The following is a 26,598-nucleotide window of genomic DNA, read 5'->3' on the forward strand; positions in this document are numbered from 1 at the left end:
AGTTGACCAGCTCGATCGCATCTTGCCGGAACTGCTCCGGGTACTTCGACCTGCGAGACACCAGGACATCCTCCCTCCAGACCACCGTCTGGAATCAAGGTGTCCGGCCCCACGGGGCAACTCCACGAGATGCCCGAACCGGGCCTCCCAGGTACGCGAGCTGACTCCCGGGTACCGAACCCGGAACGTTGACACCGTCCGAAGAGGACCGACCTCGGGGAGCCTCCCGTGCGGCCGCCACGCGGGGTCGGGCATGCTGATGACCACTGTTCTGCGAGGCCGAGGGGACGAGAGGGCGAAATGGGTGCTTCACCCGATTTGACCATACCGGAGAGCGTGGACAGCCCGGCGCCGCCGCAGCCCGCTTCGGCCGTGGCCCGGTGGCTGCTGGAGCACCGCGTCGCCCCCGTCGGGCGCGCCGGCGGCGAGGACCACGGCACGCCGCAGGCGTGGTGGAAGGTCATGTGCCTGACCGGCGTCGACTACTTCTCCACCCTCTCCTACCTGCCCGGCATCGCCGCGCTCGCCGCCGGGGCGCTCTCGCCGCTGGCGACGCTGCTGATCGTCGCGCTGACGCTGCTCGGCATGCTCCCCATGTACCGCCGGGTCGCCCACGAAAGCCCGCACGGGCAGGGTTCGGTGGCGATGCTGGAGACCCTGCTGCCGTTCTGGCGGGGCAAGCTGTTCGTCCTCACGCTGCTCGGGTTCGTGGCCACGTCGTGGATCATCACGATCACGCTGTCGTCGGCGGACGCCACCGTGCACATGCTGGAAAACCCGTACCTGCCGGGCTTCCTGCACGGCCACGCGGTGCTGATCACCGTCGTGCTGCTGCTCATCCTCGGCGGGGTGTTCCTGCTCGGCTTCAGCGAGGCCGTCGGGGTCGCCATCCCGCTCGTCGCGGTGTTCCTGCTGCTCAACGCCGTGGTGACGGTCGCCGGGGTGATCGACCTGGCCGGGAACTCCGCCGCCCTCTCCCACTGGACCGACGCGCTCACCGCCGGCGGTGGCGGGTTCACCGGCGTCATCGGCCCGGCCGTCATCGCGTTCCCGATGCTGGTGCTGGGGCTGTCCGGGTTCGAGACGGGCGTCAGCATGATGCCGCTGGTCGCGGCCGAGGGGAAGAACGCCGAAGAGAAGCTGGCCTCCCGGATCCGCAACACGCGGAAGCTGCTGACCGCCGCCGCACTCATCATGTCGGTGTTCCTGATCGCGACGAGCTTCGTGACGACCGTGCTGATCCCGGCCGACGCCTTCAAGGACGGCGGCGAAGCCAACGGCCGCGCCATGGCCTACCTCGCCCACCACGAGCTCGGCGAGCTCTTCGGGACGGTCTACGACGTCAGCAGCGTGCTGATCCTGTGGTTCGCCGGTGCCTCGGCGATGGCCGGGCTGATCAACATCGTCCCGCGCTACCTGCCCTCCTACGGCATGGCGCCGGAGTGGGGCCGCGCCGTCCGGCCGGTCGTGCTCGTCTACACCGCGATCAGCATCCTCATCACCATCGCCTTCGGCGCCGACGTCAACGCCCAGGCCGGCGCCTACGCGACCGGCATCCTGGCGATGATGGTCTCCGGCGCGGTCGCGGTCAGCATCTCGGCGATCCGGCGACGGCACCGCGGGGCAGCCGTCGGCTTCGTCGTCCTGACGCTCGTCCTGCTGTACGCGCTCGTCGAAAACGTCATCGAAAAACCGGACGGCATCGCGATCTCGGCCCTGTTCATCCTCGGGATCATCGTCGTCTCGCTGGTGTCCCGCGTTTCGCGGACGACGGAACTGCGCGCCGACCGCATCGAGTTCGACGAAGACGCCCGCCGGTTCATCGCCGATTCCCTGGGCCACGACGGCGCGTTGAACATCGTCGCCAACAAGCGCCAGGGCGGCGACGAGGCGGAGTACTCCGCGAAGGAGGCCGAACAGCGCGGGGTCAACCCGGTGCCCGGCGCCGCGGACATCCTGTTCCTCGAGATCGACGTCGTGGACCCGTCGGAGTTCAGCAACGTGCTCCAGGTGCGCGGCGTGGAGATCGACGGTTACCGGATCCTGCGCGCGAACAGCCCCGCGGCGCCCAACGCGATCGCGGCGATCCTGCTGGCCCTGCGCGACGTGACCGGCGTCCGGCCCCGCTGTTATTTCGACTGGTCGGAAGGCAACCCGCTCGGGCACCTGTTCCGCTACCTGCTCCTGGGCCGCGGCGACACCGCGCCGGTCGTGCGGGAGATCATCCGCAGCAGTGAGAAGGACCCGGCCCGCCGCCCGGCCATCCACGTGGGCGGCTGAGGGGCTTTCGCACCGCCCCGGTGGGTTGCTGCGCCGCGAAGACCGCTTCGCGGCCGCGTCCCGAACGGCCTGGCTACCGACCCGCCGGTGGCGGACCGCCTCGCCGGACCGGCGCACGAGCCGGGGCTCGGGCGGGACCGCGGGCGTCCTGCGGCCGGGGGGCGCGGACCGGTGCCCGGCCGGGCGCTCGCGCCGGTCCGCGCGGCGGAGGCGGCGCCGCCGGGCGGGCCGCCCGGGGCGGGCGTTCGGCTTGCGGCGCCGGGCGGGGCCGGTTCACCCAGGAGTCGAACACCAGGATCAAAACCGCGAACACGGCGAAGCCGATGCCCAGCCCGATGTGGACCAGCGCGCCCAGGATGCCGGCCACCAGCAGCACCGGCAGCACCGCCATCAGGCAGAACGGGTCGATCCGGCCGAATTTCCGGCGGGACGTCCCTTCGCGGGGACTCACCGTGCGGCCTCCGGGTTGCTGCGCGCCATTCCAGCAGTATGCAACGTCGGAGCCCCGCCCTGCCACCTGGACGGCGTACCGGAGCGCCCCATGACCACGGGCGGTGACCTCGCGGATCGCCGCCGTGGTGGACAGGAACGGACAGGATCCGGGCGGATCCGGAGAGAGACCGCCGTTCCGTGGTGCAATGGCCGGCGCCGAAAGCCGAAAGGGGTACGCGGATGAGGAACGGCTTCCCGCAGCGAATCGGTTACGCACTCCTGGCCCTGGTGACGACGTGCGGCACGCTCGCCGGCGCCACCCCGGCCACCGCCGATCCGTCGGCCCCTTCACTCGAGTTCGCGAACCCGGACATCCAGGCCCTGTTCGGCGGCGCCTACACCGCCGCGCTGCAGAACCTGCTGCACACCAACACGATCGGGTACGACGCGCGCTACGACCGCAGCGGCCTGCTGGATCCCGCGACCGGCATCCTCCGCGCGGGCGGCGGCTACAACCAGCCGTGGACGCGCGACGCGTCGATCAACACCTGGAACGCGGCCAGCCTGCTCACCCCGGCCGTCGCGAAGAACACGTTGTGGGCCGTCGTCGACAAGGACGCGAGCGGTGCTCTGCGCCTGCAGCAGGACGACCAGCAGTGGGACCAGGTCGTCTGGGTCACCGCCGCCTGGAACCACTACCTCGTGACCGGCGACCGGGACTTCCTCCAGAACGCCTACCGCGCCGCCACCACCACGCTGACGATCCGCGAACACGCCACCACGGCCGGCTTCAACGCGACCTACGGCCTGTTCACCGGCGCGTCCTTCTTCAACGACGGCATCGCCGGCTACCCCGCGCCGCCCGCCGACGCGACCGAGTCGGTCAGCACCGGGAGCATGCCGTGGCCCGGCGTCGCGAGCGGGATGTACCTGAGCACGAACGAGCTCTACTACGCCGCGTACGTCAACGCCGCGAACATGGCCGAGAAGCTGGGCCGCCCGGCGTCCGAGGTCGCGGGGTACCGGACCAGGGCCACCGCCCTGCGGACGGCGATCAACCAGCGGTTCTGGAACCCCGCCACCGGCCTGTACGACTACCAGCTCCTCGCCGACGGCTCCCGCGGCGCCTTCCAGGAAGGCACCGGGCTGGCCTTCGCCCTGATCTTCGGCGTCGCGAACCCGGCGCAGGCGCGGTCGATCGCCGCGCACGCCCGCGAACTGCCCTGGGGCATGCCCGACACCTTCCCGAACTGGGCGCGCTACAGCGATGCGCAGCCCGGCCGCCACAACGCCATCGTCTGGCCGCTCGTGCAGGGACTGTGGGCCAAGGCGCTGGCCGGGCAACGCGAGCAGAACGCGTTCGCGTCCGAAACGGCCCGCCTGGCCAAGCTGGCCGGCAACAACAGCGGCTTCTGGGAAATCCACAACGGCACCACCGGGGTCGTCGACGGCGGCTGGCAGCGGCTGGGCGACACCGTGAAGTTCCACTGGGGTTCCGAACCCGACCAGACGTGGTCGGCCACGGCGTTCCTCGACATGGTCCACAGCGGCCTGTTCGGGCTGACGTTCGCCGACCGCGGGCTGTCCTTCGCGCCGCTCCTGCCGGCGGGCTGGGGTGACGTCACGCTGCGGAACCTCCGCTACCGCGGTGCGAACCTCACCATCGCCCTGCACGGCGCCGGCGCCTCGATCCGCTCCTTCACCCTCGACGGCCGGAGCGGCCCGGCCTCGGTCCCGGACACGCTCACCGGCGACCACACCATCGACATCACCCTCACCGGAGCGGCCGCCGGCGACCGGGACGGCGACGGTGTCGCCGACGCCCAAGACCGCTGCGCCGACACGGCGGGCACCGCCGCCTTGGGCGGCTGCCCCGACCCGGCCCACCTCGAAGCCGAGGACGCGCGCAACACCGGCGGGGTGAAGACGAACGTGAACCACACGGGTTACTCGGGCCGCGCGTTCCTCGACGGCCTCTGGGCGCAGGGCGCGGCGGCGTCCTTCACCGTGCACCGCACCACGACGGCGCCGGAACGCGCCGCGATCACCGTGCGGTACGCCAACGCGAACGACGACACCCGGACCATGACCCTGTCGGTGGACGGGCAGCCGGTGCGGCAGGTCGGCTTCCCGAAGGTCTCCGGCAGCTGGGACGACTGGGGCACCACGACCTTCGCCGACGTCCCGCTCACCGGCCGGGACCCGGTGGTGACCCTCTCCGAAAACCCGGGCGACTCCGGCGCGATCAACCTCGACTGGCTCGAATACCGGCGTTAGCGGACGGCGAACACCATCCCGATGTCGGCGGCCTCCTGGACGGGGTCCTGCACGGCCTCGACCGTGAAGCCGCGCGTGGCGAAGACTTCGCGGACGGTGTCGCGGTTGCGGCGCCACCCCTCGACCTCGACGACGGCCTGCCGGACCAGCGGCCAATGCCGGTCTTCGAGCCCGCGCAGCACGTCGAGCTCGGCGCCTTCGACGTCGACCTTCAGCAGGTCGACGCGGTCGATACCGTGCTCGTCGAGCACCGCCGACAGCGGCCGGACGCGGACGCGGTGGGTCTCGAGCTCGCGCATCACCCGCAGCTTGCGCCCGACGATCCCCCGCAGGATCGGCGCCGGCACGCGGCGCAGCCCGGCACCGAGGCCGCCGCGGCGGATCATCTCGACGACGCTCGCGGTGACCCGCCGCCGCTCGGTTTCGACGTTCGCCGCGTCCCGCCATGACGAGGAAAAGATGGTCGCCGCCGGGAAGTAGCTGAAGTCGAGTTCGGCTTCGCCGGCCGCCAGCCCGTACGGCAGCGCCGTCAGCCGTCCGCCGAAGAAGTCGCGTCCGTTGCGCTCCAGCGTCGCGTGCAGCGGGGGCAGCGGCTCGAACGCGTAGATCCGCACGTCCCCGTCCAGCCGCTCGTAGACGGCCGCGGAGAAGACGCCGATGTTGGCGCCGACGTCGAGGACGGTCGCACCGGGAGCGAGCTCGACGCCGTGGGCGAAGTAGGCGCCCACCTCCTCGCGCAGGAAGGACACCTCCCACGGGTTGATGCTGTGCAGGTCGATCGTGTCCATGGTCACGCGCAGAGGCTTATCAGGATCACGCTCGCCGGGGCACCCCCGTTCGGCGGCTGCTCCGGGCTTCCTCGCGCCCGCGGGCGGCGTACCACTGCAGCGCGACGATCAGCGCGAGCCCGAACTCGACGACGTCACCGCCGTAGTACATGAGCTCAGCACCGGCCTGCCGGTCCGCGACCGAGAGCACCACTCCCGGCGGCGCGCTGACGTACAACGTCTTCGCCAGCACGGCGTGCGCGGCGGCCGCGCCGATCAGGGCGCCCGCGCGGACGCCGAGCCCGGCCCGGTGGCGCAGCGGGTCGAGCCGGCAGATCGCCGTGGTGAACAGCAGCCCGGTCAGGAAGACGTGCAGGTGCAGCCACGGTTCGTCGCCGATCGCCGCGTACCGGCCGGTCCGGTAGAGCAGCCAGAGGCTGCCTGCCTCCAGGACGGCGGCGACCGGCGGGAAGACCAGCACGCCGGCGGGTCGCGACCCGAGCACCCGGGTGAGACGGCGGCGCGCCGTCGTGGGGACCGCCCGCAGCAGGAGGGTCATCGGCCGGGCGAGCACGAGCAGGACGGGCGCCAGCATGCCGAGCAGGACGTGCTGCAGCATGTGCCCGGTGAACGAGGACGTCCCCGGAACCAGCGCCACGGCGACGCCGGCGCCGAAGACGACGTCCCGGGCGGGCGGCCAGCGGTCACCGCGTTGCCGCAGCCGCCACGCGCCGGTTTCGTAGGCCATGATCGCCAGCAGTGCCGGGAGGTGGTGGCCGAGGTGAGCGCTCACGCGGTCGCCCGGGTGCGGCGCAGCAGGAGCACGCCGGCCACGACGAGCAGGACCGCGACGACGTTCCACGTCCAGTCGTACGGCGTGAGGTCCACGGCGTAGCGGATCTGGTGCAGGCCGAGGAGTTTGTGCTGGATGGTGCCGTCGTAGAGCTGGAAGGCGCCGGCGCCGGTCAGGATCCCGCCGGCGAGGGCGCGGCCGGAAAGCCGGTCACCTCGCCGCAGGTCGGCGACGAGCACCAGCCCGAACACGATGGCGAAGAAACCGAAGGCGTGGAAGATGCCGTCGGAGACGAGGCCGGCGTCGGTGGTCGAGCGATCGTAGAAGTGGTGCCAGTGCAGCAACTGGTGGAAAACGGTCTCGTCGGCGAACGCCGCGACGCCGATCCCGGCGAGAACTCCGGCCCACGCCGATCGGGCTGTCCGCATGCCCATCACCTCCGGTGCCCGGCTACCCGCCCGGGTGCGGGACACGCGTGCTCGTTCGCCGGGGCCGGCACCGGGCAGACCGTGGGCGACGAAAGCCGAACGGGGCCTGGCCCGCACTCGACCCCGGGACGGCGGCTGGCGCGCCTGACGGCGAAGGGCCGTCAGGCGCGACTCAGCGGCGGCTCCACACCCGGCGAGGGGTCAGCCTCACCCCGCAGGGAGCGCGCCCAGGGTCAGCGGCTCACGGTCGCCCGTCCTCGCCCTCGATGTGCATCGCGGCCTGCTCGGGCCCGGCAGCCACCGCCGAGCCGGCATCGATACCCACCTCGTCGGGCTCCGAATCGAACGGCGGGCCGTCGCCCGCCACCGGTTCCAGCTGCATCGGCTCGTCCGGGGTCGCGCCCGTGTCCGGGTCCGCGTCCGCCTGCTCGCCGGGATCGGCCTCGAGGCCGGCCGGCGGGACCTGCGCCGTCGGGTCGGGGCGTTCCTCGTCGATGCGGTCGCCCAGCCCGCGCGGGTGGGCCTGCTCCCACGGCGTCATGCCGTACTTCGTCACGCCCGACCAGTGTTCCGGGGGATCCATGCCCTCCTCGAGCGGGTCGGCGCGAAGCCGGTCCTCGTCGAGGTCCTCGGCGCTGTTCAGCGCGGCCGGGTCCGTCTCGACGGCGTCCGGTTGGCCCGTGTCCTGCGGCGGGTCATAGCTGTGGTCCGGTTCGGTCATGTTCCCCGGGCTTCCCGCTGAGGCGACGGCGAAACACCGGCCGCCGGCAGCTTTCCCCGGTCCGGGCCAGCAGGACCACGCCCACGACGGCGACGGCCGCGGCCGGGACCCACACGAAAGCGTGACCCGGTTCGAGGCGCTCGCCCGTCAGCAACCGGGCGGCGGGCACGGCGGCGAGCGGGTCGAGCAGCACCAGCGCCGGCATCGACCACGACAGCGCACCGCGCGCGTACGCCTGCTGGCTGCCCAGCTGCGCGACCACCGCGACGGCGAGTGCCGCCCACAACGCGGTACCGCCCAGCGTCGGCAGCAGCCCGCGTTCGCCGAACGTCTTGACCGCCGCGGAAATGAGCACCGCCGCCACGCCGGCGGCGATCCCGGCCGCCGCACCGCATGCCAGCGCGCCCCACGGCCCGCGCCCGATCCGGCTGACCCCGGCGACGACACCTCCGGCCACGACCACCGCGGCAACGACGGCGAACCACGGCGGCAGGTGGTCGCCGGTGCCGGCGGCGGGGCGCGCCGCGACCAGGAAGACGGCGAGGCCACCGCAGGTGAGGACGGCTCCGATCCCGTCGAGGCGCGACGGCAGGCACCGGTCCCGCACCGACCGGATCGCCAGCGCGACGACCAGTCCCCCGGCGAGCACCGGCTGCACGATGGCGACCGGCGCCAGGGCCAGCGCGACCACCTGCAGCAGGGTCCCGAGGATGGTGGCGCTCTGGCCGACCATCCACTTGGGACGCGTCACGAGCAGCCGCAGTTCGACACCGCGAGCATCCGCGGTGCTCAGGGCGGCCTCGTGCTGCAGCACGGAGCCGACGGCGAACATGACGGCCGCGACCGCGGCGACCGAGGTCCCGGGCACGAAAGCGGCGATTCCGGCGGGAAGAGGCACGCGGCAGGAGTACCCGCACCCGGCCCTGGTCATGCCGCAAGGACGGGGGTGCGTTCGGGCTCCGCGGCCGGCGCAGGGATGGCCGGGCAGGGGCGGTAGCCACCCGAGCCGCAGCATCACGCGACGACGCCAGGGATGGCCGCGTAACGCGCGATCGAGCGGCCCGGCTCCGCGGCGCCACAAAGCGATGCCACCGCGCTGAAAACCCACCCCAGCGCGGGGAACAGCCGCAACCCGCGACAACCACGCGCCGAGGCGTTTGTCGGGCCACACGAGCGGTATCCGCGTGGCCCGGGATCCCCAACAGGAGGAGGCGTCATGCCCCGACCGGTGTCCGACCAGGTGGTCGTGCTCATGGGCGCGTCGAGCGGGATCGGGCGCGCCGCGGCGCTCGCCTTCGGCGCCCGCGGGGCGCGTGTCGTGTGCGCCGGGCGCACCGCGCGGGCCCTCGACACCCTCCTCGAGGAGATCACGGGGGCCGGCGGGACCGCGCTGGCCGTGCCCACCGACATCACCGATCCGGACGCCGTCCGCGCGCTCGTCCGGACCGCCGAAGCGGAGTTCGGGCGCATCGACACCTGGGTGAACGTGGCCGGCGTGTCGGTGTTCGGGCGGGTCGAAGACATCACCGACGAGGAGTTCGAGCGCGTCCTGCGGGTGAACTTCCTCGGGCACGTCCACGGCGTGCGCGCGGCGCTGCCCGCGTTGCGCCGCGCGGGCGGCGGCTCGGTCATCGGCGTGGCGTCGGCCGAGGGCGTGCGGGCGGTGCCGCTGCACGCGCCCTACACCGCCAGCAAGTTCGCGCTGCGCGGCTTCTACGACTGCCTCCGCATCGAACTCGCGCAGGAGGGTGCCCCGATCGCCGTCACGACCATCCTCCCCGGGGCCATCGACACGCCGTTCTTCGAGCACGCGCGCAGCAAGCTCGGCGCGCTGCCGAAGCCCCCGCCGCCGGTGTACGCGCCCGAGGCGGTCGCCGACACGATCGTGTTCGCCGCGACGCACCCCCGCCGCGAGATCCCGGTCGGCGGAGCCACGGCCGGGTTCTTCCTCGGGCAGCGGCTCTCCCCCGGGCTGACCGATGCCCTGCTGTCGGTGCGCCGGATCGGCTCGGGCAGCTTTCGCAACACCCTGCCGGACAACGGAACCGACAACGTCGACTCCTCTGTGGACGAACCGGGCCGCGTCCACGGCAGCCACCCGGGAAAGGTGGTGCAGCGCAGCGCCTTCACCCGGCTGATCGGGACGCTCCCCCGGCCGGGCGACCTGCTCACCGCGGTGGTGTCCCGGCGTCACCGCACGAGTTGAGGATTGACCCGCGCGCGACGGGGTAGCCGCAGCGGTATGGATCCGACGCGCGACGGTCACGCCCGGTCGAAGCCCGCCTGGGCGCACCGGGTGCTGGGGAAAGCCGAAAACGCCCAGGCGCTCGACGGCCCGGCTGCCGCACTGCGGAAGGTGCTGGGCGGTGCGGACGGGACCGGCCTGGTACGCCAGCTGCGCGGCCAGGGTCTGGGGCACCCGCTGCACCCGCTCGCGGTGACGCTGCCCATCGGCGCCTGGCTGTGCTCGGCGCTGTTCGACCTCCTCCCGGACGGGAAGGACACCGCGCGCCGCCTGGTCGCCACGGGGTTGCTGGCCGCCCCGGCGGCGATGGTGCTCGGCCTGGCCGACTACACGGACCTCGACGTGCGGCAACGCCGGGTCGCCCTGGTGCACGCGGCGGCCAACGCCACGGCGGTCGCGCTGTTCGGAGCGTCCTACGCGGCCCGGCGCCGCGGCCGCAGCGGACGGCTCCTCGCCGCCCTGGGCCTGACGGCGACCAGCGTGGGCGGCGCCCTCGGCGGGCACCTGTCCTACGCCCAGGGTGCCGGGGTGTTCCGCTGGCAGCCCCTGGACGATCTGGCGCCCGCGGAGCTCGCGGGGGACGACCCGGCCGCGCCCCGCAACCCCGCCTGACGCACCAGTCCGCCGTTCCCGGCCGGCCCGGCCGATAACCCCGGTGAAGGCTGAGCGGTGGCTCACGTACGCGGAGGGGCGGGCCGCGCACCTGGACGGTCGCGCGCCACGAAATCACCCCCCGCCGAGCGCACGCTTGATCACCGGCCGCCGGGGTAACCGTCTTCCATGAGCGAATCCGACGAACGCCCCCTGACCCCCGACGCGCCGGCCCCGCCCGGCACCCCGGAACTCGATCTCGACGTGGAGATCCCCGAGACCGACCGCACGGAACCCGGCTCTCAGGACGTCGAGGACGACGCCGGCACGACCGAACCGCCCGGCTGACCCGCGGGCCACGGGCGGGCCGCCGTCATCAGGCCGATCATGCCCGCGACCAAGCGCATCTGGTCCACCGTCCGGATGTCGGCCTCGACGAGCCGGGGCGAGCACACCAGCACCGCCAGTGCCTGCGCCCGCGACAGCGCCACGTTGAGCCGGTTGCGGGACAGCAGGAAATCCAGGCCGCGCGGCAGGTCGACCGCCGACGAGGACGTCATCGTCGCGATCACCACCGGGGCCTCCTGGCCCTGGAACCGGTCGACCGTGCCCACCCGGACCCCCGGGAATCCGGCGTCCGCCAGGGCCCGGGTCACCGTGCGCGCCTGGAGGTTGTACGGCGCCACCACCAGGATGTCGGGGTCGCCCAGCGGCCGCCGCGCACCCTGGTCCGTCCACATGCGACCGTACACTTCGGACACCAGCCGGACGACCTCGGCGGCTTCCTCCACCGACCGCGTCGTGTTGCCCTGGTGGTCCACTTCGGACACGTACAGGCCCGCGGCGACGCCGTCCAGCGCGCGGTCCGCCGCCGACGGGTGGGCGTGCAGCCGTCCGGCGTAGGACAGGTTCGACACCGGTTCGCACACGGCCGGGTGCATGCGGCGCGTCTCGTCGAGGAAGTAGCCCAGCGACGCGGGCATGATGTCGGCCTCGCCGATCAGGTGCCCCAGCGCCGAGGCCTCGGCACCCGCCGGGTGCGTCCCCTGCACCACCTGGGGCAGTTGCTGCGGATCGCCCAGCAACAGGACGTTGCGGGCGCACATCGACACCGCGAGCGCGTCGGCGAGGGCGAACTGGCCGGCCTCGTCGATGATCAGCAGGTCGAACGGCTCCTCGCGGACCGCGGCGTTGGCGAACGTCCACGCCGTCCCGCCGACCAGGTGCCCGGCGTCGTGCTCCTCGCGCCACTTCACCAGTGCCGGGTTGCTCTTCGGCTGGTCCCAGGGCGCGGCGGGGTCCGGCGTCTTCTTCGCGCGCTTGGCGCACGCCAGCTCCGGCGCGCTCTTCTTGGCCGCGCTCAGCACGTTTTCCACGGCCTTGTGGCTGGTCGAGGTGACCGCGACCGTCCGGCCCGCCCGGACCAGCCGCGCGATCAGCCGGCCGGCGAGGTAGGTCTTGCCCGCCCCCGGCGGCCCCTGCACGGCCAAGGCCGACCCGTCGAGCGCCTCGACCGCCTCGATCACCGTGGCGACCAGGTCCTCCCCCGGCTCGGGCAGCGTCACGCCGCCACGCAGCCGCGGCGGCGTCCGGCGGAGCAGGTCGACGCCCGGGTGCCGCGGCAGTTCCGGCAGCGCGTCGACAACCAGGCGCGCAAGGTCGGCGACCGCCTCGTCCTTGGGCGACGGCCGCACCGGGCTGCCCGGCAGCACCGCGTTCGGCCGGTCGTTCGTGGTGGCGTCCGGCGGGCAGCTCTCTTCCAGGGTCAGCTCCACCGCCGACGCGGCGACGACCTTCGCGTCGCGGGCGGTGTCGCCGTAGCGCAGCCGCACGTCGTCGCCGGGGGCGAACGGGTGCGGCCGGTCGGGGTCGCACGTCAGCTGCAGCGTCCGTTTCGCGGTGCGCGCCCGCCCGGCCGGGGGCACCCACTCCCCCGCTTCGAGCGAGACCGGCACGGCGCAGGCGGTGTCCACCTCGAGGTCGCCGAGCGGGGCGGCGAGCTGGCGGAAGTACTCCCACCACGCCGGGTTCGTCTCCCGGCGGTGGTAGCCGACGGACGCGGCCAGCAGCGCGCGGGCCCGCTCGTCGGGGGTGAACTGCCCCGGGTCGTCCGGCAGCCCGTCGAGCAGGGGGTCGACCAGCGCGGCGAGCTGCGCGGCCCGTTCGGCGCGCCGCTCGGCGGCGACGTCCTCCTCGGCCGCGCGCAGCAACGCGTCTTCGGCGGACTCCTCGGCCGGCTCCGGGACGTCGATACCCGCCTCGGCGCGGACCCGGTGCAGGAAGTCGAACAGCCGCCGGGCGGACACGCAGTCGTCCTCGGTGTTCTCGCCGATGCGACGCAGGACCTCCTCGGCGCGTTCCGGCTCCCCGGACTGCGAGAACGCCAGGTACTCCTCGTACGCGTCGACGTCGGACACCGCGGTCTTCGCGCGGGCGCCGGGCTGGTAGAGCGGTTCGAGGTGCCGGATCGAGTACGACCGCTGCGACACGCGCAGCGCCTTGCGCACGACCGCGTGCAGGTCGACGACCGCACCGCTGCGGAGCAGGTGGTCGACGGTTTCCTCGCGGGTGCCGTGCACCGCCGCGAGCCGCTTGATCGCGGTGACTTCGTACGGCGCGTAGTGGTAGACGTGCGAGCCCGGGTGCTCGGCCACGCGCGCCGCGGCGAAGTCGACGAACTCCTCGAACGCCCGCCGCTCCTGCGCGCGGCTGTGCGCCCAGAACGGCGTGAACTGCCGGTCGCCGAACGCGCCGAAGAGGTACTCCAGGCCTTCGCCGGCGAGGGCGTGCGGATCGCCCGCGAGGTCGACGAACACGTCGCCCGGCGCGGGAGCGGGCAGGGCGGCCAGCTCGTCCGGGTCGACGATCTCGTAGGCGATCTCGCCGGTGGTGTCCTGCCGGACCTGCAGCGCGGCCTGGGCGCGCAGCGTCGCGAACGCCGTCGCCGAAAGGTCCCGCGGCCGGTCGTCCGGACCGGCGGCGGCCAGCGCGTCGATCGAGCCGAGCCCGGCGGCGGCGAGCTTGCGCCGCTGGTCACCGCGCATCCCGGCCACCAGCGAGAGGTCTCGGTCGGCTTCGCGGGCCGTCACGCAGTGCTGCGCGAACCCGCAGCCGGCGCAGGCCGGGCGTTCGTCGGCCCACAGCGGTACCGGCAGCCGCGGCGGGCGCCCGGCCAGCCGGACCCGCAGCCGGTCCACCAGCGGCCGGAAGTCCTCGACGCGCAGCGACCGGGTACCCCCGTCGGTCAGCCGGAGGTGCAGCTGCGGCCCGGCCGGCCAGCCGCCCCGGGTCAGTGCGTCGGCGCACGCCGTCAGCCGGACCACCGCCGCCGGCGTCGCTTGCCGGACCGGTGTCGCGTCGTGGACTTCGTAGCGGCCCTCCCCGTCCCGGACCAGGAAGTCCGCCTGCGCCGAGAACCCGCCGTCGGCGAAGACGGCCCGGTGGATCACCGGCGTTCCCGACCGCAGCGCCTCCTCCGTCGCCTTCGCGGCGAGCGCGGTGTCCTCGACGTCGATCTCGGCGACCTCGCGCCCGTCGGCGCGGAACCGGGCCAGCATCGCCGAGGTGTGCCCGCGCCGCGAGACCGGTTCGGCGGGTGCGGGGCGCGGCGCTCCCGGCAGTCCCGCGGCCAGCGCCTGGCGGAGGACGCTGCGGTGTTCGCAGTCGAGCAGGTCGGCGAGATCGGCTGGGGTGAGCATCGCCGCGAAGTCTGGCACGGGGCTTCGGCCCGGCCGGGCACACCGTCCCCGACACGCCGAAACTTTCGGGATTTCCCCGGTATATCGCCAATTCTTGACAGTGCGAGCCCGCGCCCGCAATAGTGCGGGAACCGAACTTAATACCCGGCGATCACGTGGGGGAACCTTGTCTCTCGACGACGAGCACGGGCTGCGGCGGCGCTCCTTCCTGATCGGCAGCGGAGCCGTCCTGACGACATCGGTGTTCGGCGCCCCCGCGGCCCAGGCGAGTCCGCCGGGTTTCCCGGGTGACTACGACGGCTCGGACCTGTGGCTGCGCTACGAGCCGGTCGCCGATCCCGGCCTCCTCGCCCGGTACCGGGCCGCGCTCGGCGCGATCGTCGTGGAGAACGCCGACCGGACGAAGGTGCACCGCCACACGGCGAACCTGGGCATGGCCCCCGGCTCCACCGAACACCTGGTGGAGAGCACGTTGGCCGCCGCGCGCGACGAACTCGTCCGGGGTCTCGGCGGGCTGCTCGGACGGTCCGTGCCGGTGCGGGACGGCTTTCCCGACCGCGCGGTGGTCGTGGGCACGCCGGACAGCTCACCCCTGGTGCGCCGGCTCGTACCCGCGCGCGACCTGGCGCCCCTCGGTACCGAGGGTTACCTGATCCGTTCGCTGTCCCGGGGCGGGCACCGGTCGATCGTGATCGCCGGCAACACCGAGGTCGCCGCGCTGTACGGGACCTTCGCCTTCCTCCGGCGTCTCCAGGCGGAACACCCCCTCGCCGACCTGAAACTTTCTTCGGTTCCCCGGATCAACCACCGGTACCTCAACTACTGGGAAACCGAGCGTCTTTACGCCGGGAACAACCCGGCGGGTACCGGCGGGTCGAACGGTGAAAACGGGGCGATCTTCGATTTCACCGCCACCGGCGCCTCCGCCGGGCTGAACCTGCCGGTGATCCTCGACCGGTACCTCGTGGCGGCGCGGGCGATGGCCTCGGTGGGCATCAACGGCATCACGATCAACAACGTCAACGCCAACAGCTTCTACCTCACCCCGGCCGCCATCGAGCAGGAAGCCGCCCTGGCGGACGCGCTGCGCCCGTACGGGATCAAGCTGGCGGTGTCGATCAACTACGCGGCCCCGACCGACGCCCGGTTCGCGCCGGACACCCTCACCCGCGAGCAGCTGGACCCCTACAGCGCGCAGTTCCGGGACTGGTGGACCCGCCGGGCCCGGCAGCTGCAGGCGGCGATCCCCGACTTCCTGGGCTTCACGGTCAAGGCGAACTCCGAAGGCCAGCCGGGTCCCCAGGACCTCGGCTACGACCACGGGGACGGCGCCAACGGCATCGCGGCGGCGGTGGCGCCGCTCGGGATGCGGATCTTCTGGCGGACCTTCGTCTACAACGCCGACGTGGACGCGGACCGGCTGAAGCGCGCGTACCTGGAGTTCGGTCCGATCGACGAAGAGCGCCAGCCCGACGGCACGATCGGCCGGTTCGCGAAGAACGTCTTCCTGCAGACCAAGAACGGCCCGCTCGACTACCAGGCCCGGGAGCCGGCCAACCCGCTGTTCGGCCGGATGGAACACACGAACCAGGCCATCGAGCTGCAGGTCACCCAGGAGTACACCGGGCAGAACACGATGCTGTGCTACCTCGGCCCGCTGTGGGAAGAGGTGCTGAAGTCCGACACGTACGCCACCGGCCCGGACGGCCGGCTGCTGCCGCACCGCCTGGTGGGGCACGTGGTGGACGGCACGGCCCAGGGCCACCCGGACAGCGCCATCGTCGGCGTGGCCAACTTCGGCAACGCCGACAACCTGACCGGGCACCACTTCGCGCAGGCGAACCTGTACGCCTTCGGCAGGCTGGCCTGGGACTGGACGCTGGACGCCCGCGGCATCGCCGAGGACTGGGTCCGGCTGACGTGGGGCAACCGCGACTTCGTCGTCCGGACGATCGTGGCGATGATGCTGGGCTCCCGCGAGGCGCTGGTGAGCTACCAGACGCCGCTGGGCGTCGCGCACCAGTTCCGGTCCAGCGACCACTACGGCCCGAACCCCGCCGAACGGCTCGCGCGCGACGACTGGAGCCCGGTGTACTACAACCGGGCCGACACCGCCGGACTGGGCTACGACCGCTCGCCCACCGGCAGCGGGTTCACCGCGCAGTACTTCCCGGTGCTCGCGGCCCGGTACGCCGACATCGAGACCGTGCCCGAGAACCTGCTCATGTGGTTCCACCACGTGCCGTGGGACCGGCGGATGCACAACGGCCGGATCTTCTGGGACGAGCTCGTGTACCGCTACCAGACGGGCGTCCACTACGTGTCCTGGATGCGCCGGGCCTGGGACGCCCTCGAACCGCACGTCGACGCCCGGCGCTTCGCCGAAGTGAAGGCGAAGCTCGCGGCCCACGAGGCCGACGCGGGCACCTGGCGCGACACCTGCGTGGGCTATTGGCAGCAGTTCAGCGGCCGGGCCGTCCCGACCGACGGGCCCCTCTCGATCAGGATCGTCGTCGGCGGCCGGGCGCTCGGCGGTTTCGACGCCGGGGCCGCGTCCAGCACCGTCCCGCTGGCGGCCGGTACCGCGCCGAGGATCACGAAGGTCATCCCGGCCGATCCCACCGTGCGGTGCGAAGTCCTTTCCCAGGCCGGTGGCGTGCCCGGGCGGGCCGTCGTGCGGGCCACCGGCATGAGCTTCTTCGGGCCGATTCTGAAGGATTACGTGTTCGAGTTCACGCGTTGAGGGGAACCTCCCGGTAACCGCGTCCGTTGTCGTTTCCTACGGCACCGTAAGTTACGGTCGCGTAGGCACGAAAGGACGTTGCCCCATGCCGGTCCCCGAAACCACCCGCCTGCTGCACGAACTGGAAGGCACGGTCGAAGAGAACCTCAACCGGCACCTCGCCGCCGCCCAGGAGTGGATGCCGCACGAGTACGTGCCCTGGAGCCAGGGCCGCGACTTCGCCGAGCTGGGCGGGGAGGCGTGGGCCCCGGAGCAGTCCAGGGTGAGCCCGATCGCCCGGACGGCGCTCGAGGTCAACCTGCTCACCGAGGACAACCTGCCCAGCTACCACCGCGAGATCGAGCGCGCGTTCGGCCGCGACGGCGCGTGGGGCACGTGGGTGCACCGGTGGACGGCCGAGGAGGGCCGCCACGGCATCTGCATCCGCGACTACCTGCTGGTCACCCGCGCCGTCGACCCCGTCGAGCTGGAGCGGATGCGGATGGAGACCATGCAGGCGGGCTACGACACCGGCGACAAGCCGCTGCTCAACGTCTGCGCCTACGTCTCGTTCCAGGAGCTCGCGACCCGGCTTTCGCACCGCAACACCGGCCGCTACACCCAGGACCCCCTGGCCGAGAAGCTGCTGGCCCGGGTGTCCACGGACGAGAACCTGCACATGGTCTTCTACCGCAACCTCGTCAAGGCGGCCCTGGAGATCTCGCCGGACGCGATGATGCGCGCGATCACCGACGAGGTGCTGAACTTCGCGATGCCGGGCGCGGTGATCCCGAGCTTCCAGCGCAAGGCGGCGCTGATGGCCAAGGCCGGCATCTACGACCTGCGCATCCACCACGACGACGTCGTCCAGCCGCTGCTGCGGTACTGGAAGGTGTTCGACCTGACCGGCCTCGGCGCGGTCGGCGAAGCCGCGCGGGAGGAGCTGGCCGCGTTCCTCAAGGGGCTCGACACGCAGGCGTCCCGGTTCGAGGAACGCCGGGACGCCGCGGCCGCGCGCCGGGCCGCGCGGGGCATAGCGGACACAGTGGACACAGTGGACGCCTGAGTCACCCACCGGAGGTCGCCGTGCCGCACCGAGGTCGCGTGCCCGGCGCCACCGGGCCGGTGCTCGGCCGCGCGCTGAAGGTGCTCGAGGCGTTCTCGCCGGACCGGCCGGCCCTGCGGCTGAGCGAGGTCGCGCGCCGGACCGGGCTGCCGGCCGCGACCGCGCACCGGCTCCTGCGGGAGTTCTGCGCGTGGGGCGCGCTGGAGCGCGACGAGACCGGCGTCTACCGGGTGGGGCTGCGACTGTGGGAACTGGGCTCGCTCGCGCCGCGGGGGCTGGGCCTGCGGGAACTCGCCCTGCCGTTCCTGGAGGACCTCTCGCAGATCACGCGGGAGAACGTCCAGCTCGCCGTCCGCGAAGGCACCGAAGTCGTGTACATCGAGCGGATCGCCGGCTCCGGGGCCGTCCCGGTGCTGACCCGGGTCGGCGGCCGGTTCGCGCTGACCGCGACCGGTGTCGGGCTCGTCCTGCTCGCCCACGCCCCCGCCGACGTGCAGGAGGACGTGCTCGGCCGTCCGATCGAGCGGTACACCAGCGAGACGGTGACCGAGCCGGACCGGCTGCGGCACATGCTGGCCGACGTGCGCACGCACGGCTTTTCCATCAGCGAGCGGCAGGTGACCCTGGACGCGCTGTCGGTCGGCGCGCCGATCCACGACGCGCGGGGGCGGGTCGTCGCGGCGGTGTCGCTGGTCGTGCGGCACGGGAGCGTGGCGCCGCACGCGCTCGCCCCGCTGGTGATGACGAGTGCGCGGGCGATCTCGCGGGCGCTTTCCGTCTTATGAAATAGCCCTTCGTGGCATCCGGGCCGCTCCTCCAGGCTGTGACCCGGCCCACCACGAAAGGACGACCTCGATGAGCGCCATCCCCCGCGACCAGTGGTACGTCGCCGCCTACGGCTCCGAGATCGGGGCCGAGCTGTTCAGCCGCACCGTCTGCGGCGAGCCCATCCTCTTCTGGCGGACCCGGGACGGGAGCGTCACCGCGATGGCCGACCGGTGCGTGCACCGGCGGTTCCCGTTGTCGCAGGCGCCTTCGCGGCTGGTCGACGACCAGGTCGTGTGCGGCTACCACGGGTTCACCTACGGCGCGGACGGCAAGTGCGTGGCCGTGCCGGGGCAGACCCGGGTGCCGCGGACCGCGCGGCTGACGCGGTACCCGTTGGTGGAGCAGGACTCCTTCGTCTGGGTGTTCATCGGCGACCCGGCCAAGGCGGACGCGGCGGCGATCCCGCGGGCACCCTGGCTCGACTCGCCGGGCTACACCACCGTCCGCGGGATGGAACCGCTGAAGGCGCGGTACTCGCTGCTGGTGGACAACCTGCTGGACCTGTCGCACGAGACCTACCTGCACGGCGGCTACATCGGCACCCCGGAGGTCGCCGAAACGCCGATCACCACCGAGGTCGACGAGGACGCCGGCGTCGTCTACGTCTCGCGGCACATGGCCGACGCCGCGTGCCCGCCCTTCTACGCCAAGTCGACCGGCCTGGAGGGGCGCATCACGCGCTGGCAGGACATCGAGTACACGCCGCCGTGCCTGTACAAGCTGCACAGCCGCATCGCGCCGGTCGGGTCCGTGCCCGATCCCGACGGCAGCGACCCGGACGCCTTCCACGTCGAGGTCGTCTACGCCATCACGCCCGAGACGGAGAACTCGACGCACGACTTCTGGGCGGTGGCCCGGGACTTCGCACTGGACGACGAAGGCGTGTCGGCCTTCCTCGCCGAGAACAACCGGACCGTGGTGCTGCAGGACGTCGAAGCCCTCGACGTCCTCGAGCGGGTGATCGCCACCGAACCGGACGGCTACCAGGAGCTCTCGATCAACGTCGACACCGGCGGCCTGGCGGCCCGCCGGATGCTGCAGCGGCTGGCGGCGTCATGACCGGACCGATGCTCACCGGCGACCACGTCAACCGCATCCACTGGGTGCTCGGCACCGACCGGCTGCGCGCGGTCTGCCACTGCGGCGCCGAGCGCGAGTTCGACGACCCCGTGCGGCTGTGGGACTGGCTGCTCGCCCACCCCGAGGGACACCGATGACCCGGGAACTGCTGGTGGACCGCAAGGAAAAGCTGGCCGACGGCGTCGTCCGGCTGACGCTCCGCGCGCCGGGCGGCGAGCCGCTGCCGCCGTGGGACCCGGGGGCGCACGTCGACCTCCGGCTGCCCGGCGGCGTCGTGCGGCAGTACTCGCTGTGCGGCCGCCCCGCGGACAGGTCGGCCTACCAGGTCGCCGTGCTGCGCGAGCCCGGCGGCCGCGGCGGCTCGGCGTACGTGCACGACTCGCTGTCACCCGGGGACCTCGTCGAGGTGGACGGCCCGCGCAACCACTTCGCGCTGGTGGACGCCGAGCGGTACCTGTTCGTCGCCGGCGGCATCGGCATCACGCCGATCCTGCCGATGCTCGACGCCGCCACCGCGGCCGGCCGCGATTGGCAGCTGGTCTACGGCGGCCGGACGCGTGCTTCGATGGCGTTCACGGCCGAGCTCACCGCGCACGGCGACCGCGTGACATTCCGGCCGCAGGACGAACACGGGTTGCTCGACCTCCCGGCAATCCTGGCCGCGGCGAAGCCGGGCACGGCCGTGTACTGCTGCGGCCCGGAACCGCTGCTGGCGGCGGTGGAGGCGCTCGCCCCGGCGGACCTGCACGTCGAACGCTTCGCCCCACTGCCGGACGACGGCGAGCGCACGGCCTTCGAGGTCGAGCTGGCCGGCTCGGGCCGGGTGCTGCCGGTGCCCGCGGACCGCTCGATCCTGGAAGTGGTCGAGGACGCCGGGATCACGGTGTTGTCGTCGTGCCGGGAGGGCACGTGCGGCACCTGCGAAACCGGGGTGCTGGGCGGGACGCCGGACCACCGGGACTCCGTGCTGACCGCGGAGGAACGCCAGGAGAACGAGGTGATGATGCTCTGCGTGTCCCGCGCCTGTTCGCCCCGGCTGGTGCTCGACCTCTGACGCAGCGTCACTGCACGGCGAACCGGCCCGATCTGTAGTGATATGGGAGTCGTGACGACGTTTGACTCTTTCGTGGACAAGGTGGACGAGCGGCTCGGCGACGGACTCGAGCGTGTCCTGTGCGCCCACCACCGGCGGCGGCTGCACCGGCTCGGCTGGGGTGACGTGCTCGCGCCCGGCGGTGCGCAGGACCGGCTCGGCGGGCGGGCGCCGGTGCGCGAGGGCAACCGGGTCGAGGTGCTGATCGACGGCGAGGAGTCGCTGCCCGCCGTCGCCGACGCCATCCGGCGGGCGAAGTCGCACGTGCACATCGCGAACTGGCACGCGAGCGCGGACTTCCGGCTGACGCGGGAGCCGGGCTCGCCCACCCTGCGTGAGCTGCTGGCCGAGGCCGCCGGGCGCGGGGTCGAGGTCCGCGTGCTGCTGTGGGCCGGGCCGCCGTTCCCCGCGTTCCAGCCGTCGCGGAAGCTGGCCCGGTCCGAACGGCGGAAGTTCACCGAAGGCACGGACGTGCGCTGCGTGCTCGACGCCCGCGAACGGACCATGCACTGCCACCACGAGAAGCTGGTGGTCGTGGACGACGCCGTCGCGTTCGTCGGCGGCGTGGACTTCACCGCGCTGGAGGGCGATCGGCACGACAGCCCGGACCACCCGCCGCGGCCCATCGGCTGGCACGACCTGATGGCCCGGCTCGAAGGACCCGCGGTCGCCGACGTCGCCGGGCACTTCCGGCGGCGCTGGACCGAAGTGGCGGGCGAGGCGCTGCCCGAACCCGCGGTCCCGGAGCCCGCCGGCTCCAGCCGCGTCCAGCTGCAGAAGACGGTGCCGAACGACACCTACGACTTCCTGCCGAAGGGCGACTTCACCATCCTCGACGGCTACCTGCGCGCCCTCCGTTCGGCGCGGCGGCTGGTCTACCTGGAGAACCAGTTCCTGTGGTCGCCGGAAATCGCCGAGGTCCTCCTCGACAAGCTGCAGAACCCGCCGTCCGACGACTTCCGCGTGGTGCTGCTGCTGCCGCGCAAGCCCAGCAACGGCTCCGACACCACGCGCGGCCAGCTGGGCCGCCTGCTGGACGCGGACGACGGCCACCACCGCCTCCTGGCCACGACGATCAGCGCGCACGACGGGGACGCGTCGGCGCCGGTGTACGTGCACGCGAAGCTCGGCATCGTGGACGACGAGTGGCTGACCATCGGCTCGGCGAACCTCAACGAGCATTCGCTGTTCAACGACACCGAGGTCAACCTCGTCACCGACGACCCGGAGGTCGCCAGGGGCACCCGGCTGCGGCTGTGGGCCGAGCACCTCGGGCATCCGGTGTCGGAGCTGGAGAACCGCGACCCGGCGGACATCGTCGACAACCTGTGGCGGCCCCTCGCCGAGGAGCAGGCCGAGCGGGAACGCCGCGGTGAGCAGCGCACCCACCGGCTGGTCCTGCTGCCGGGCGCCTCCCGCCGCGCGGCCCGGCTGCAGGGCCCGTTGCGGGGGCTGCTGGTGGACGGCTGAGCGGTTCGCGTTGAGTCTCCCCGAGCGCTGGACATCGATCTGGCCACGGTCCGGCGCGTCCTCGCCGAGGAGACCTCCCTGGCCCCAGTCGCCGCGGTGCACGCGGCCGCTCTCGACGCGCAGATCCGTGACTTGCGCCTGCGGCGTGCGGTACTGGCCGCGGTCGCGAACCGGAAATCGACTCCGCGGGAGAGGGATCTGATGCACGAACTGGTGAACCTGACCGACGCCGAACGGCGCCGCTACATCCACGACTTCGTCGACGACACCTTCGGCGGTGCCGACGCCAATCCGGCCATGGTGGAACTGCTGCGGTCGAGCATGCCGGAGCTCTCCGAAGACGCCACCCCCGCACAGGTCGAGGCGTGGATGGAGCTCGTCGAACTGGTCCAGGACAGCGGATTCCGGACCGCGGATTCCGGACCGCGGTGCGCCGGATGGCCGCGTACCAGGCGGCCCAGCGCGCCGACGGCGACACCACCGGCCTGCACCACGACCTGACCGAAACCGTGCGCGAGGAAGTCGGCCGAGCGCTCGCGACCGGCATCGCCCCGGACTCGGAGCAGGCCGGCGGTGTCGTCGCCACGCTCAACGCCCACTACGCCGAGACGTTCGGCAAGGCCGACGACAGCCGGCTGAAGCGGTGGATCCTCGACCGGCTCGAGGTCGCCGGGGTTGCCCGCGTCACGCGGTATTGGCAGCAGGTGGCCACCATCGACGACTGGCCGCCGTTCCCGGACCTCGAACCCGTGTTCACGTGGTTCGGCCAGGCCCTGCGCGCCCGTGTCGACAGCCGGCCGTGAACGCTACCGGATCCGCAGCTTCCGCATCAGCTTCAGCCCGGAAAGCATGCTCTCCACGTACTTCTCGTACCCCTGCCCCGGCCGCGGGCCCATCACCTGCTTCTTCAGCACGGCCAGGTTCTGCACGTCCGTGTACTTGAGCAGCCCCTGATCGCCGTGGCGGGCCCCGACGCCGGAGTTCTTCACCCCGCCCGAGGGCGTCCCCTTGGCCGCGTACGCGGTCGCCAGGACGTCGTTGACGTTCACGTTGCCGGACTCGATGCGTGCCGCCACCGCGCGCGCGGCCGCGACGTCGGTGCTCCAGACCGAGGCGTTCAGGCCGTAGTCCGTGTCGTTGGCCAGCGCCACCGCTTCGTCCACCGTGCGGTACTTGTGCAGGGCCACCACCGGCCCGAAGGTTTCCGTGACGCCGCAGAGCATGTCCGCGGTGACGCCCTCGAGGATCGTCGGCTCGAAGAAGGCCGGGCCGAGGTCGGGCCGCGGCCTGCCACCGCACAACACGGTGGCGCCCTTGGCGACCGCGTCGTCCACATGGGACTTGACGCGGCGCATGTGGTCGACCGAGACCAGCGACCCCATGTCGGGGCCGAAGTCGTACGCCGCGCGGACGTCGAGGGCCGAGGCCGCCGCCACGAACGCCGTCTTGAACTCCTCGTACCGGGACTCCGGCAGGTAGATCCGCTCGATGTGCATGCAGATCTGGCCGGTGTTGCCGAACGCACCGAAGATCGCGCCCCGGACGGCTTCGGCCAGCGAAGCGTCCTCCAGCACGATCATCGGGTTCTTGCCGCCGAGTTCGAGGCAGCAGCCGATCAGGTTGCGGCCCGCCCGCTCGCCGATCACCCGGCCGGTCGCCGTCGAGCCGGTGAACATCACGTAGTCGGCGTGGTCGATCAGCGTGGGGCCGACGTCGGGACCTTCGCCGCACACCACCTGGAACAGGCCTTCCGGCAGCCCCGCCTGCTCCAGCAGCCGGACGCCGTAGAGCGGCGAGAGCGCCGTCTTGTTGTCCGGCTTCAGCACCACCGCGTTGCCCGCCATCAGCGCCGGCACCGCGTCGGAAACCCCGGTGGCGAACGGGAAGTTCCACGGCGCGATGATGCCGACGACACCCTTGGGCAGCCGGACCTCGGTCGACGTCGTCAGCAGCGGCACCGGGCCGCCGCGCTTGGCCGGCGCGAGCAGGCGGGCGGCCCGCTTCAGGTAGTGGCTCATCACCATCGGCGGGTCGCAGGTTTCCTCGATCGCCATCCGCCGGTTCTTGCCGCTTTCGGCCTGGATGAGGTCGGCGATCGTCCGCGCCTGCTCGACGAACAGCGCGTGCGCCCGCTTGAACACGGCCAGCCGCTGCTTGAGCGGGGTGGCCGCCCACCTGCGCTGGGCCTCGCGCGCGACGGCGAACGCCCCCTCGATGTCCTCGGGCGCCGACTGCGGCAGCTCGACGAGGACGTCGCCGGTGTAGACCTCGGTGAGCTTCCAGGTCGCGCCGGCCGAGCCCGGCACCCGGGCGACGAGCTGCCGCAGGAACGCGTCGGTGACGGACGCGGGACGGGTGAGCCCGAGCGGGGTGAGGGTCATGACCGGCTCCCGAGGACCAGCTGGGCGCCCATTTCCCCGATCATGATGCAGGGCGCGTTGGTGTTGCCGCCGGTGATCGACGGCATGATGGAGGCGTCGCAGACCCGCAGCCGCTCGACGCCGCGGACCCGCAGGTCCGGGCCGACGACGGCGAGTTCGTCGACGCCCATCCGGCAGGTGCCGACGCCGTGGTAGACCGAGGTCGCCCGGTTGAGGATCGCGTCGCGCAGCGCCTGGCCCTCGAGGTCCTTGCCGGGGTGGATCTCTTCCTTGACCGAGCCCTTGAACGCCTTGGACGCGAAGATCTCGCGCACCATTTCCGAGCCCTCGCCGAGCAGCTCGAGGTCGGCCGGGTCGGACAGGTACCGGAAGTCGATCAGGGGCGGCGCGGCGGGATCGGCCGAGGCCAGCCGCAGCGTGCCGCGGCTCTTCGGGTAGATGAGCGTCGTCAGCACGGTCAGGGCGCCGCGCTTGTCGACCGCGTGCCGGATCGGCGCGTCCTGGTTGGGCGAAACGTACGCCCACGGCAGGAGGTGCAGCTGCAGGTCGGGGACCGCCCCGGCCTGCGAGGTGCGCAGGAAGGCGACCGCCTCGAAGACCGAGTTCGCCAGGAACGTGGTGCCGGGGCGGAGCAGCTCCCGGGCCAGCCCGCGGGCGAAGTACGGGGCCGTGCCCTTGTTCTTGCTGGACGACACGTGGAACGTCAGGGCGTGGAACATGTGGTCGTGCATGTTGTCGCCGACGGGCAGGTCGGCGACGACGTCGATGCCGTGTTCCTTCAGGTGCTCGGCGTGGCCGACGCCGGACAGCATGAGCAGCTGGGCCGACCCGATGACCCCGGCGGAGAGGATGACCTCCTTGCCGGCCCGGATGGTGCGCCGGCGGCGGCCGTCGACCACCTCGACCCCGACGGCGCGGCCGTTTTCGATGAGCACCTTCTCGACGAGCACCCCGGACTGCAGCTGCAGGGTCGGGGGCGCGAGGTGGTGGATGTAGCCGCGCGAGGCGCTGTAGCGCAGGCCGTCGGCGGCGTTCTGCTGCATGCGGCTGACGCCTTCTTGGGACTCGGCGTTGTAGTCGTCGAGGATCTTGCAGCCGAGCGCGTCGGCGGTGGCCTCGACGAACTGCAGTGAGCCCTCCTGCGGATTCTTCGCGCGGGTGATCCGGATCGGGCCGCCCGCGCCGCGGAAGGCGTTCTCGCCGTCCTCGAAGTCCTCCATGCGCTTGTAGGCGGCGTTGACGCTGTCGGCGTCCCAGCCGGTGTTGCCTTCGGCGGCCCAGGAGTCGAAGTTGGCGCGGTTGCCGCGGACGTAGACCATGCCGTTGATGGAGCTGGAGCCGCCGACGACCCGCCCCCGGGGCACCGGCATGCGCCGATCGAGAACGTGTTTCTGCGGCACGCCGTAGTAGCCCCAGTCGAGCAGCTTCTTGAGCTGCGGCACGGCGTGCATCGGCCCGACGAGCCCGGGTTTCCGGACCAGCAGCTGCTCGTCGCTCTTCCCGGCTTCCAGGACGATCACGCTGGCCCCGGCCTGCGCCAGCCGCCCCGCGATCGCCGCTCCGGAGCTGCCCGACCCGACGACGACGTAGTCGGCCTCGTTGCCGCGCGCCGCCTTGTCCGCCATGTCCGCTCCTCGCTACGACCCGCTGGAACTGGAACGTGTTCTAGTTCCAGTCACCGTATAGCGCCGACCCCGGCGAGCGCAACGGCCCGGAGGCGGGCACT

General features: G+C 72.5%; 23 protein-coding genes. 14 read left to right on the forward strand and 9 right to left on the reverse strand.

Translation table 11 applies throughout. The features are described from left to right. Positions 1–300 precede the first annotated feature (300 nt). Positions 301–2,280, forward strand: coding sequence for an amino acid transporter (locus tag ACLJOU_RS32915; RefSeq protein WP_410572984.1), 1,980 nt, complete (start codon positions 301–303; stop codon positions 2,278–2,280). Between the two features lie 73 nt (positions 2,281–2,353). On the opposite strand, the gene ACLJOU_RS32920 is transcribed toward ACLJOU_RS32915, so the two are convergent. Then, positions 2,354–2,731, reverse strand: coding sequence for a hypothetical protein (locus ACLJOU_RS32920; protein WP_410572986.1), 378 nt, complete (start codon positions 2,729–2,731; stop codon positions 2,354–2,356). Positions 2,732–2,952: 221 nt separating this feature from the next. Between ACLJOU_RS32920 and ACLJOU_RS32925 the strand changes: the two genes are divergently transcribed. Continuing rightward, positions 2,953–4,989: an MGH1-like glycoside hydrolase domain-containing protein gene (locus tag ACLJOU_RS32925; protein ID WP_410572988.1), complete on the forward strand. Its 2,037-nt coding sequence runs from the start codon at positions 2,953–2,955 to the stop codon at positions 4,987–4,989. Here the strand turns inward: ACLJOU_RS32925 and ACLJOU_RS32930 are convergent. From ACLJOU_RS32930 to ACLJOU_RS32950, 5 genes are all read right to left on the reverse strand, one after another. Beyond that, the gene (locus tag ACLJOU_RS32930) at positions 4,986–5,777 is read right to left on the reverse strand and encodes an FkbM family methyltransferase (protein WP_410573334.1); all 792 of its coding nucleotides are present in this window, start codon (positions 5,775–5,777) and stop codon (positions 4,986–4,988) included. The genes ACLJOU_RS32925 and ACLJOU_RS32930 overlap by 4 nt on opposite strands. A gap of 25 nt (positions 5,778–5,802) precedes the next feature. Beyond that, the gene (locus ACLJOU_RS32935; protein ID WP_410572990.1) at positions 5,803–6,549 is read right to left on the reverse strand and encodes a cytochrome c oxidase assembly protein; all 747 of its coding nucleotides are present in this window, start codon (positions 6,547–6,549) and stop codon (positions 5,803–5,805) included. Then, positions 6,546–6,977 carry a DUF2243 domain-containing protein gene (locus tag ACLJOU_RS32940; RefSeq protein WP_410572992.1) on the reverse strand — a complete coding sequence of 144 codons (432 nt, stop codon included), beginning with the start codon at positions 6,975–6,977 and terminating at the stop codon, positions 6,546–6,548. Before ACLJOU_RS32940 ends, ACLJOU_RS32935 begins: the two co-directional genes overlap by 4 nt. Before the next feature lie 241 nt (positions 6,978–7,218). Beyond that, on the reverse strand, positions 7,219–7,698 hold the full coding sequence (locus tag ACLJOU_RS32945; RefSeq protein ID WP_410572994.1) for a hypothetical protein: 480 nt from the start codon (positions 7,696–7,698) through the stop codon (positions 7,219–7,221). Then, on the reverse strand, positions 7,673–8,596 hold the full coding sequence (locus ACLJOU_RS32950) for a DMT family transporter (protein ID WP_410572996.1): 924 nt from the start codon (positions 8,594–8,596) through the stop codon (positions 7,673–7,675). The genes ACLJOU_RS32945 and ACLJOU_RS32950 overlap by 26 nt, the downstream gene beginning before the upstream one ends. A gap of 318 nt (positions 8,597–8,914) precedes the next feature. On the opposite strand from ACLJOU_RS32950, the gene ACLJOU_RS32955 reads away from it, so the two are divergent. From ACLJOU_RS32955 to ACLJOU_RS32965, 3 genes are all read left to right on the forward strand, one after another. Next, positions 8,915–9,904: an SDR family oxidoreductase gene (locus ACLJOU_RS32955; RefSeq protein ID WP_410572998.1), complete on the forward strand. Its 990-nt coding sequence runs from the start codon at positions 8,915–8,917 to the stop codon at positions 9,902–9,904. Positions 9,905–9,940: 36 nt separating this feature from the next. Next, the gene (locus ACLJOU_RS32960; protein ID WP_410573000.1) at positions 9,941–10,555 is read left to right on the forward strand and encodes a DUF2231 domain-containing protein; all 615 of its coding nucleotides are present in this window, start codon (positions 9,941–9,943) and stop codon (positions 10,553–10,555) included. A gap of 168 nt (positions 10,556–10,723) precedes the next feature. Then, entirely contained in the window at positions 10,724–10,882 is a 159-nt protein-coding gene (locus ACLJOU_RS32965) for a hypothetical protein (RefSeq protein WP_410573002.1), read from the forward strand. Here ACLJOU_RS32965 and ACLJOU_RS32970 read toward each other — a convergent pair. Continuing rightward, positions 10,837–14,232 (reverse strand): TM0106 family RecB-like putative nuclease, encoded by a 3,396-nt coding sequence (locus tag ACLJOU_RS32970; protein WP_410573004.1) that lies wholly within the window; start codon positions 14,230–14,232, stop codon positions 10,837–10,839. The two genes, ACLJOU_RS32965 and ACLJOU_RS32970, sit on opposite strands and share 46 nt — an antisense overlap. A gap of 166 nt (positions 14,233–14,398) precedes the next feature. Between ACLJOU_RS32970 and ACLJOU_RS32975 the strand changes: the two genes are divergently transcribed. From ACLJOU_RS32975 to ACLJOU_RS33015, 9 genes are all read left to right on the forward strand, one after another. Beyond that, positions 14,399–16,975, forward strand: a complete 2,577-nt coding sequence (locus tag ACLJOU_RS32975) for an alpha-glucuronidase family glycosyl hydrolase (RefSeq protein WP_410573006.1) — start codon at positions 14,399–14,401, stop codon at positions 16,973–16,975. A gap of 85 nt (positions 16,976–17,060) precedes the next feature. Then, entirely contained in the window at positions 17,061–18,020 is a 960-nt protein-coding gene (locus tag ACLJOU_RS32980; protein ID WP_410573008.1) for an acyl-ACP desaturase, read from the forward strand. A 20-nt stretch (positions 18,021–18,040) separates the two neighbouring features. After that, positions 18,041–18,805, forward strand: a complete 765-nt coding sequence (locus tag ACLJOU_RS32985; RefSeq protein ID WP_410573010.1) for an IclR family transcriptional regulator — start codon at positions 18,041–18,043, stop codon at positions 18,803–18,805. Positions 18,806–18,875: 70 nt separating this feature from the next. Further along, positions 18,876–19,907 carry a Rieske 2Fe-2S domain-containing protein gene (locus ACLJOU_RS32990; RefSeq protein WP_410573012.1) on the forward strand — a complete coding sequence of 344 codons (1,032 nt, stop codon included), beginning with the start codon at positions 18,876–18,878 and terminating at the stop codon, positions 19,905–19,907. After that, positions 19,904–20,065 (forward strand): hypothetical protein, encoded by a 162-nt coding sequence (locus tag ACLJOU_RS32995; RefSeq protein ID WP_410573014.1) that lies wholly within the window; start codon positions 19,904–19,906, stop codon positions 20,063–20,065. The genes ACLJOU_RS32990 and ACLJOU_RS32995 overlap by 4 nt, the downstream gene beginning before the upstream one ends. Beyond that, entirely contained in the window at positions 20,062–20,982 is a 921-nt protein-coding gene (locus tag ACLJOU_RS33000) for a PDR/VanB family oxidoreductase (protein WP_410573016.1), read from the forward strand. The genes ACLJOU_RS32995 and ACLJOU_RS33000 overlap by 4 nt, the downstream gene beginning before the upstream one ends. A gap of 51 nt (positions 20,983–21,033) precedes the next feature. Continuing rightward, positions 21,034–22,491 (forward strand): phospholipase D-like domain-containing protein, encoded by a 1,458-nt coding sequence (locus ACLJOU_RS33005; protein WP_410573018.1) that lies wholly within the window; start codon positions 21,034–21,036, stop codon positions 22,489–22,491. 201 nt (positions 22,492–22,692) lie between these two features. Then, positions 22,693–22,992, forward strand: coding sequence for a hypothetical protein (locus tag ACLJOU_RS33010; protein ID WP_410573020.1), 300 nt, complete (start codon positions 22,693–22,695; stop codon positions 22,990–22,992). Continuing rightward, complete coding sequence (locus ACLJOU_RS33015; RefSeq protein ID WP_410573022.1) at positions 22,929–23,294, forward strand: hypothetical protein; 366 nt, start codon at positions 22,929–22,931, stop codon at positions 23,292–23,294. Before ACLJOU_RS33010 ends, ACLJOU_RS33015 begins: the two co-directional genes overlap by 64 nt. A 3-nt stretch (positions 23,295–23,297) precedes the next feature. On the opposite strand, the gene ACLJOU_RS33020 is transcribed toward ACLJOU_RS33015, so the two are convergent. Both ACLJOU_RS33020 and ACLJOU_RS33025 read right to left on the reverse strand, forming a co-directional pair. Continuing rightward, entirely contained in the window at positions 23,298–24,872 is a 1,575-nt protein-coding gene (locus tag ACLJOU_RS33020; protein WP_410573024.1) for a succinic semialdehyde dehydrogenase, read from the reverse strand. Next, positions 24,869–26,497, reverse strand: coding sequence for a GMC family oxidoreductase (locus ACLJOU_RS33025; protein ID WP_410573026.1), 1,629 nt, complete (start codon positions 26,495–26,497; stop codon positions 24,869–24,871). Before ACLJOU_RS33025 ends, ACLJOU_RS33020 begins: the two co-directional genes overlap by 4 nt. Between the last annotated feature and the right edge of the window lie 101 nt (positions 26,498–26,598).

The organism is Amycolatopsis sp. cmx-4-61 (genome assembly GCF_046548775.1).
Classification (GTDB): Bacteria; Actinomycetota; Actinomycetes; order Mycobacteriales; family Pseudonocardiaceae; genus Amycolatopsis.

Excerpts from the sequence above, each read along its gene's own strand:
- ACLJOU_RS32990 (WP_410573012.1), top strand. The coding sequence starts at position 18,876 with ATGAGCGCCATCCCCCGCGACCAGTGGTACGTCGCCGCCTACGGCTCC.
- ACLJOU_RS33000 (WP_410573016.1), top strand. The coding sequence starts at position 20,062 with ATGACCCGGGAACTGCTGGTGGACCGCAAGGAAAAGCTGGCCGACGGC.
- ACLJOU_RS32940 (WP_410572992.1), bottom strand. The coding sequence starts at position 6,977 with ATGCGGACAGCCCGATCGGCGTGGGCCGGAGTTCTCGCCGGGATCGGC.
- ACLJOU_RS33015 (WP_410573022.1), top strand. The coding sequence starts at position 22,929 with ATGGCCGCGTACCAGGCGGCCCAGCGCGCCGACGGCGACACCACCGGC.
- ACLJOU_RS33020 (WP_410573024.1), bottom strand. The coding sequence starts at position 24,872 with ATGACCCTCACCCCGCTCGGGCTCACCCGTCCCGCGTCCGTCACCGAC.
- ACLJOU_RS32960 (WP_410573000.1), top strand. The coding sequence starts at position 9,941 with ATGGATCCGACGCGCGACGGTCACGCCCGGTCGAAGCCCGCCTGGGCG.
- ACLJOU_RS32965 (WP_410573002.1), top strand. The coding sequence starts at position 10,724 with ATGAGCGAATCCGACGAACGCCCCCTGACCCCCGACGCGCCGGCCCCG.
- ACLJOU_RS33025 (WP_410573026.1), bottom strand. The coding sequence starts at position 26,497 with ATGGCGGACAAGGCGGCGCGCGGCAACGAGGCCGACTACGTCGTCGTC.
- ACLJOU_RS32955 (WP_410572998.1), top strand. The coding sequence starts at position 8,915 with ATGCCCCGACCGGTGTCCGACCAGGTGGTCGTGCTCATGGGCGCGTCG.
- ACLJOU_RS32995 (WP_410573014.1), top strand. The coding sequence starts at position 19,904 with ATGACCGGACCGATGCTCACCGGCGACCACGTCAACCGCATCCACTGG.
- ACLJOU_RS32945 (WP_410572994.1), bottom strand. The coding sequence starts at position 7,698 with ATGACCGAACCGGACCACAGCTATGACCCGCCGCAGGACACGGGCCAA.
- ACLJOU_RS32970 (WP_410573004.1), bottom strand. The coding sequence starts at position 14,232 with ATGCTCACCCCAGCCGATCTCGCCGACCTGCTCGACTGCGAACACCGC.
- ACLJOU_RS32915 (WP_410572984.1), top strand. The coding sequence starts at position 301 with ATGGGTGCTTCACCCGATTTGACCATACCGGAGAGCGTGGACAGCCCG.
- ACLJOU_RS32930 (WP_410573334.1), bottom strand. The coding sequence starts at position 5,777 with ATGGACACGATCGACCTGCACAGCATCAACCCGTGGGAGGTGTCCTTC.
- ACLJOU_RS32925 (WP_410572988.1), top strand. The coding sequence starts at position 2,953 with ATGAGGAACGGCTTCCCGCAGCGAATCGGTTACGCACTCCTGGCCCTG.
- ACLJOU_RS33010 (WP_410573020.1), top strand. The coding sequence starts at position 22,693 with ATGCACGAACTGGTGAACCTGACCGACGCCGAACGGCGCCGCTACATC.
- ACLJOU_RS32980 (WP_410573008.1), top strand. The coding sequence starts at position 17,061 with ATGCCGGTCCCCGAAACCACCCGCCTGCTGCACGAACTGGAAGGCACG.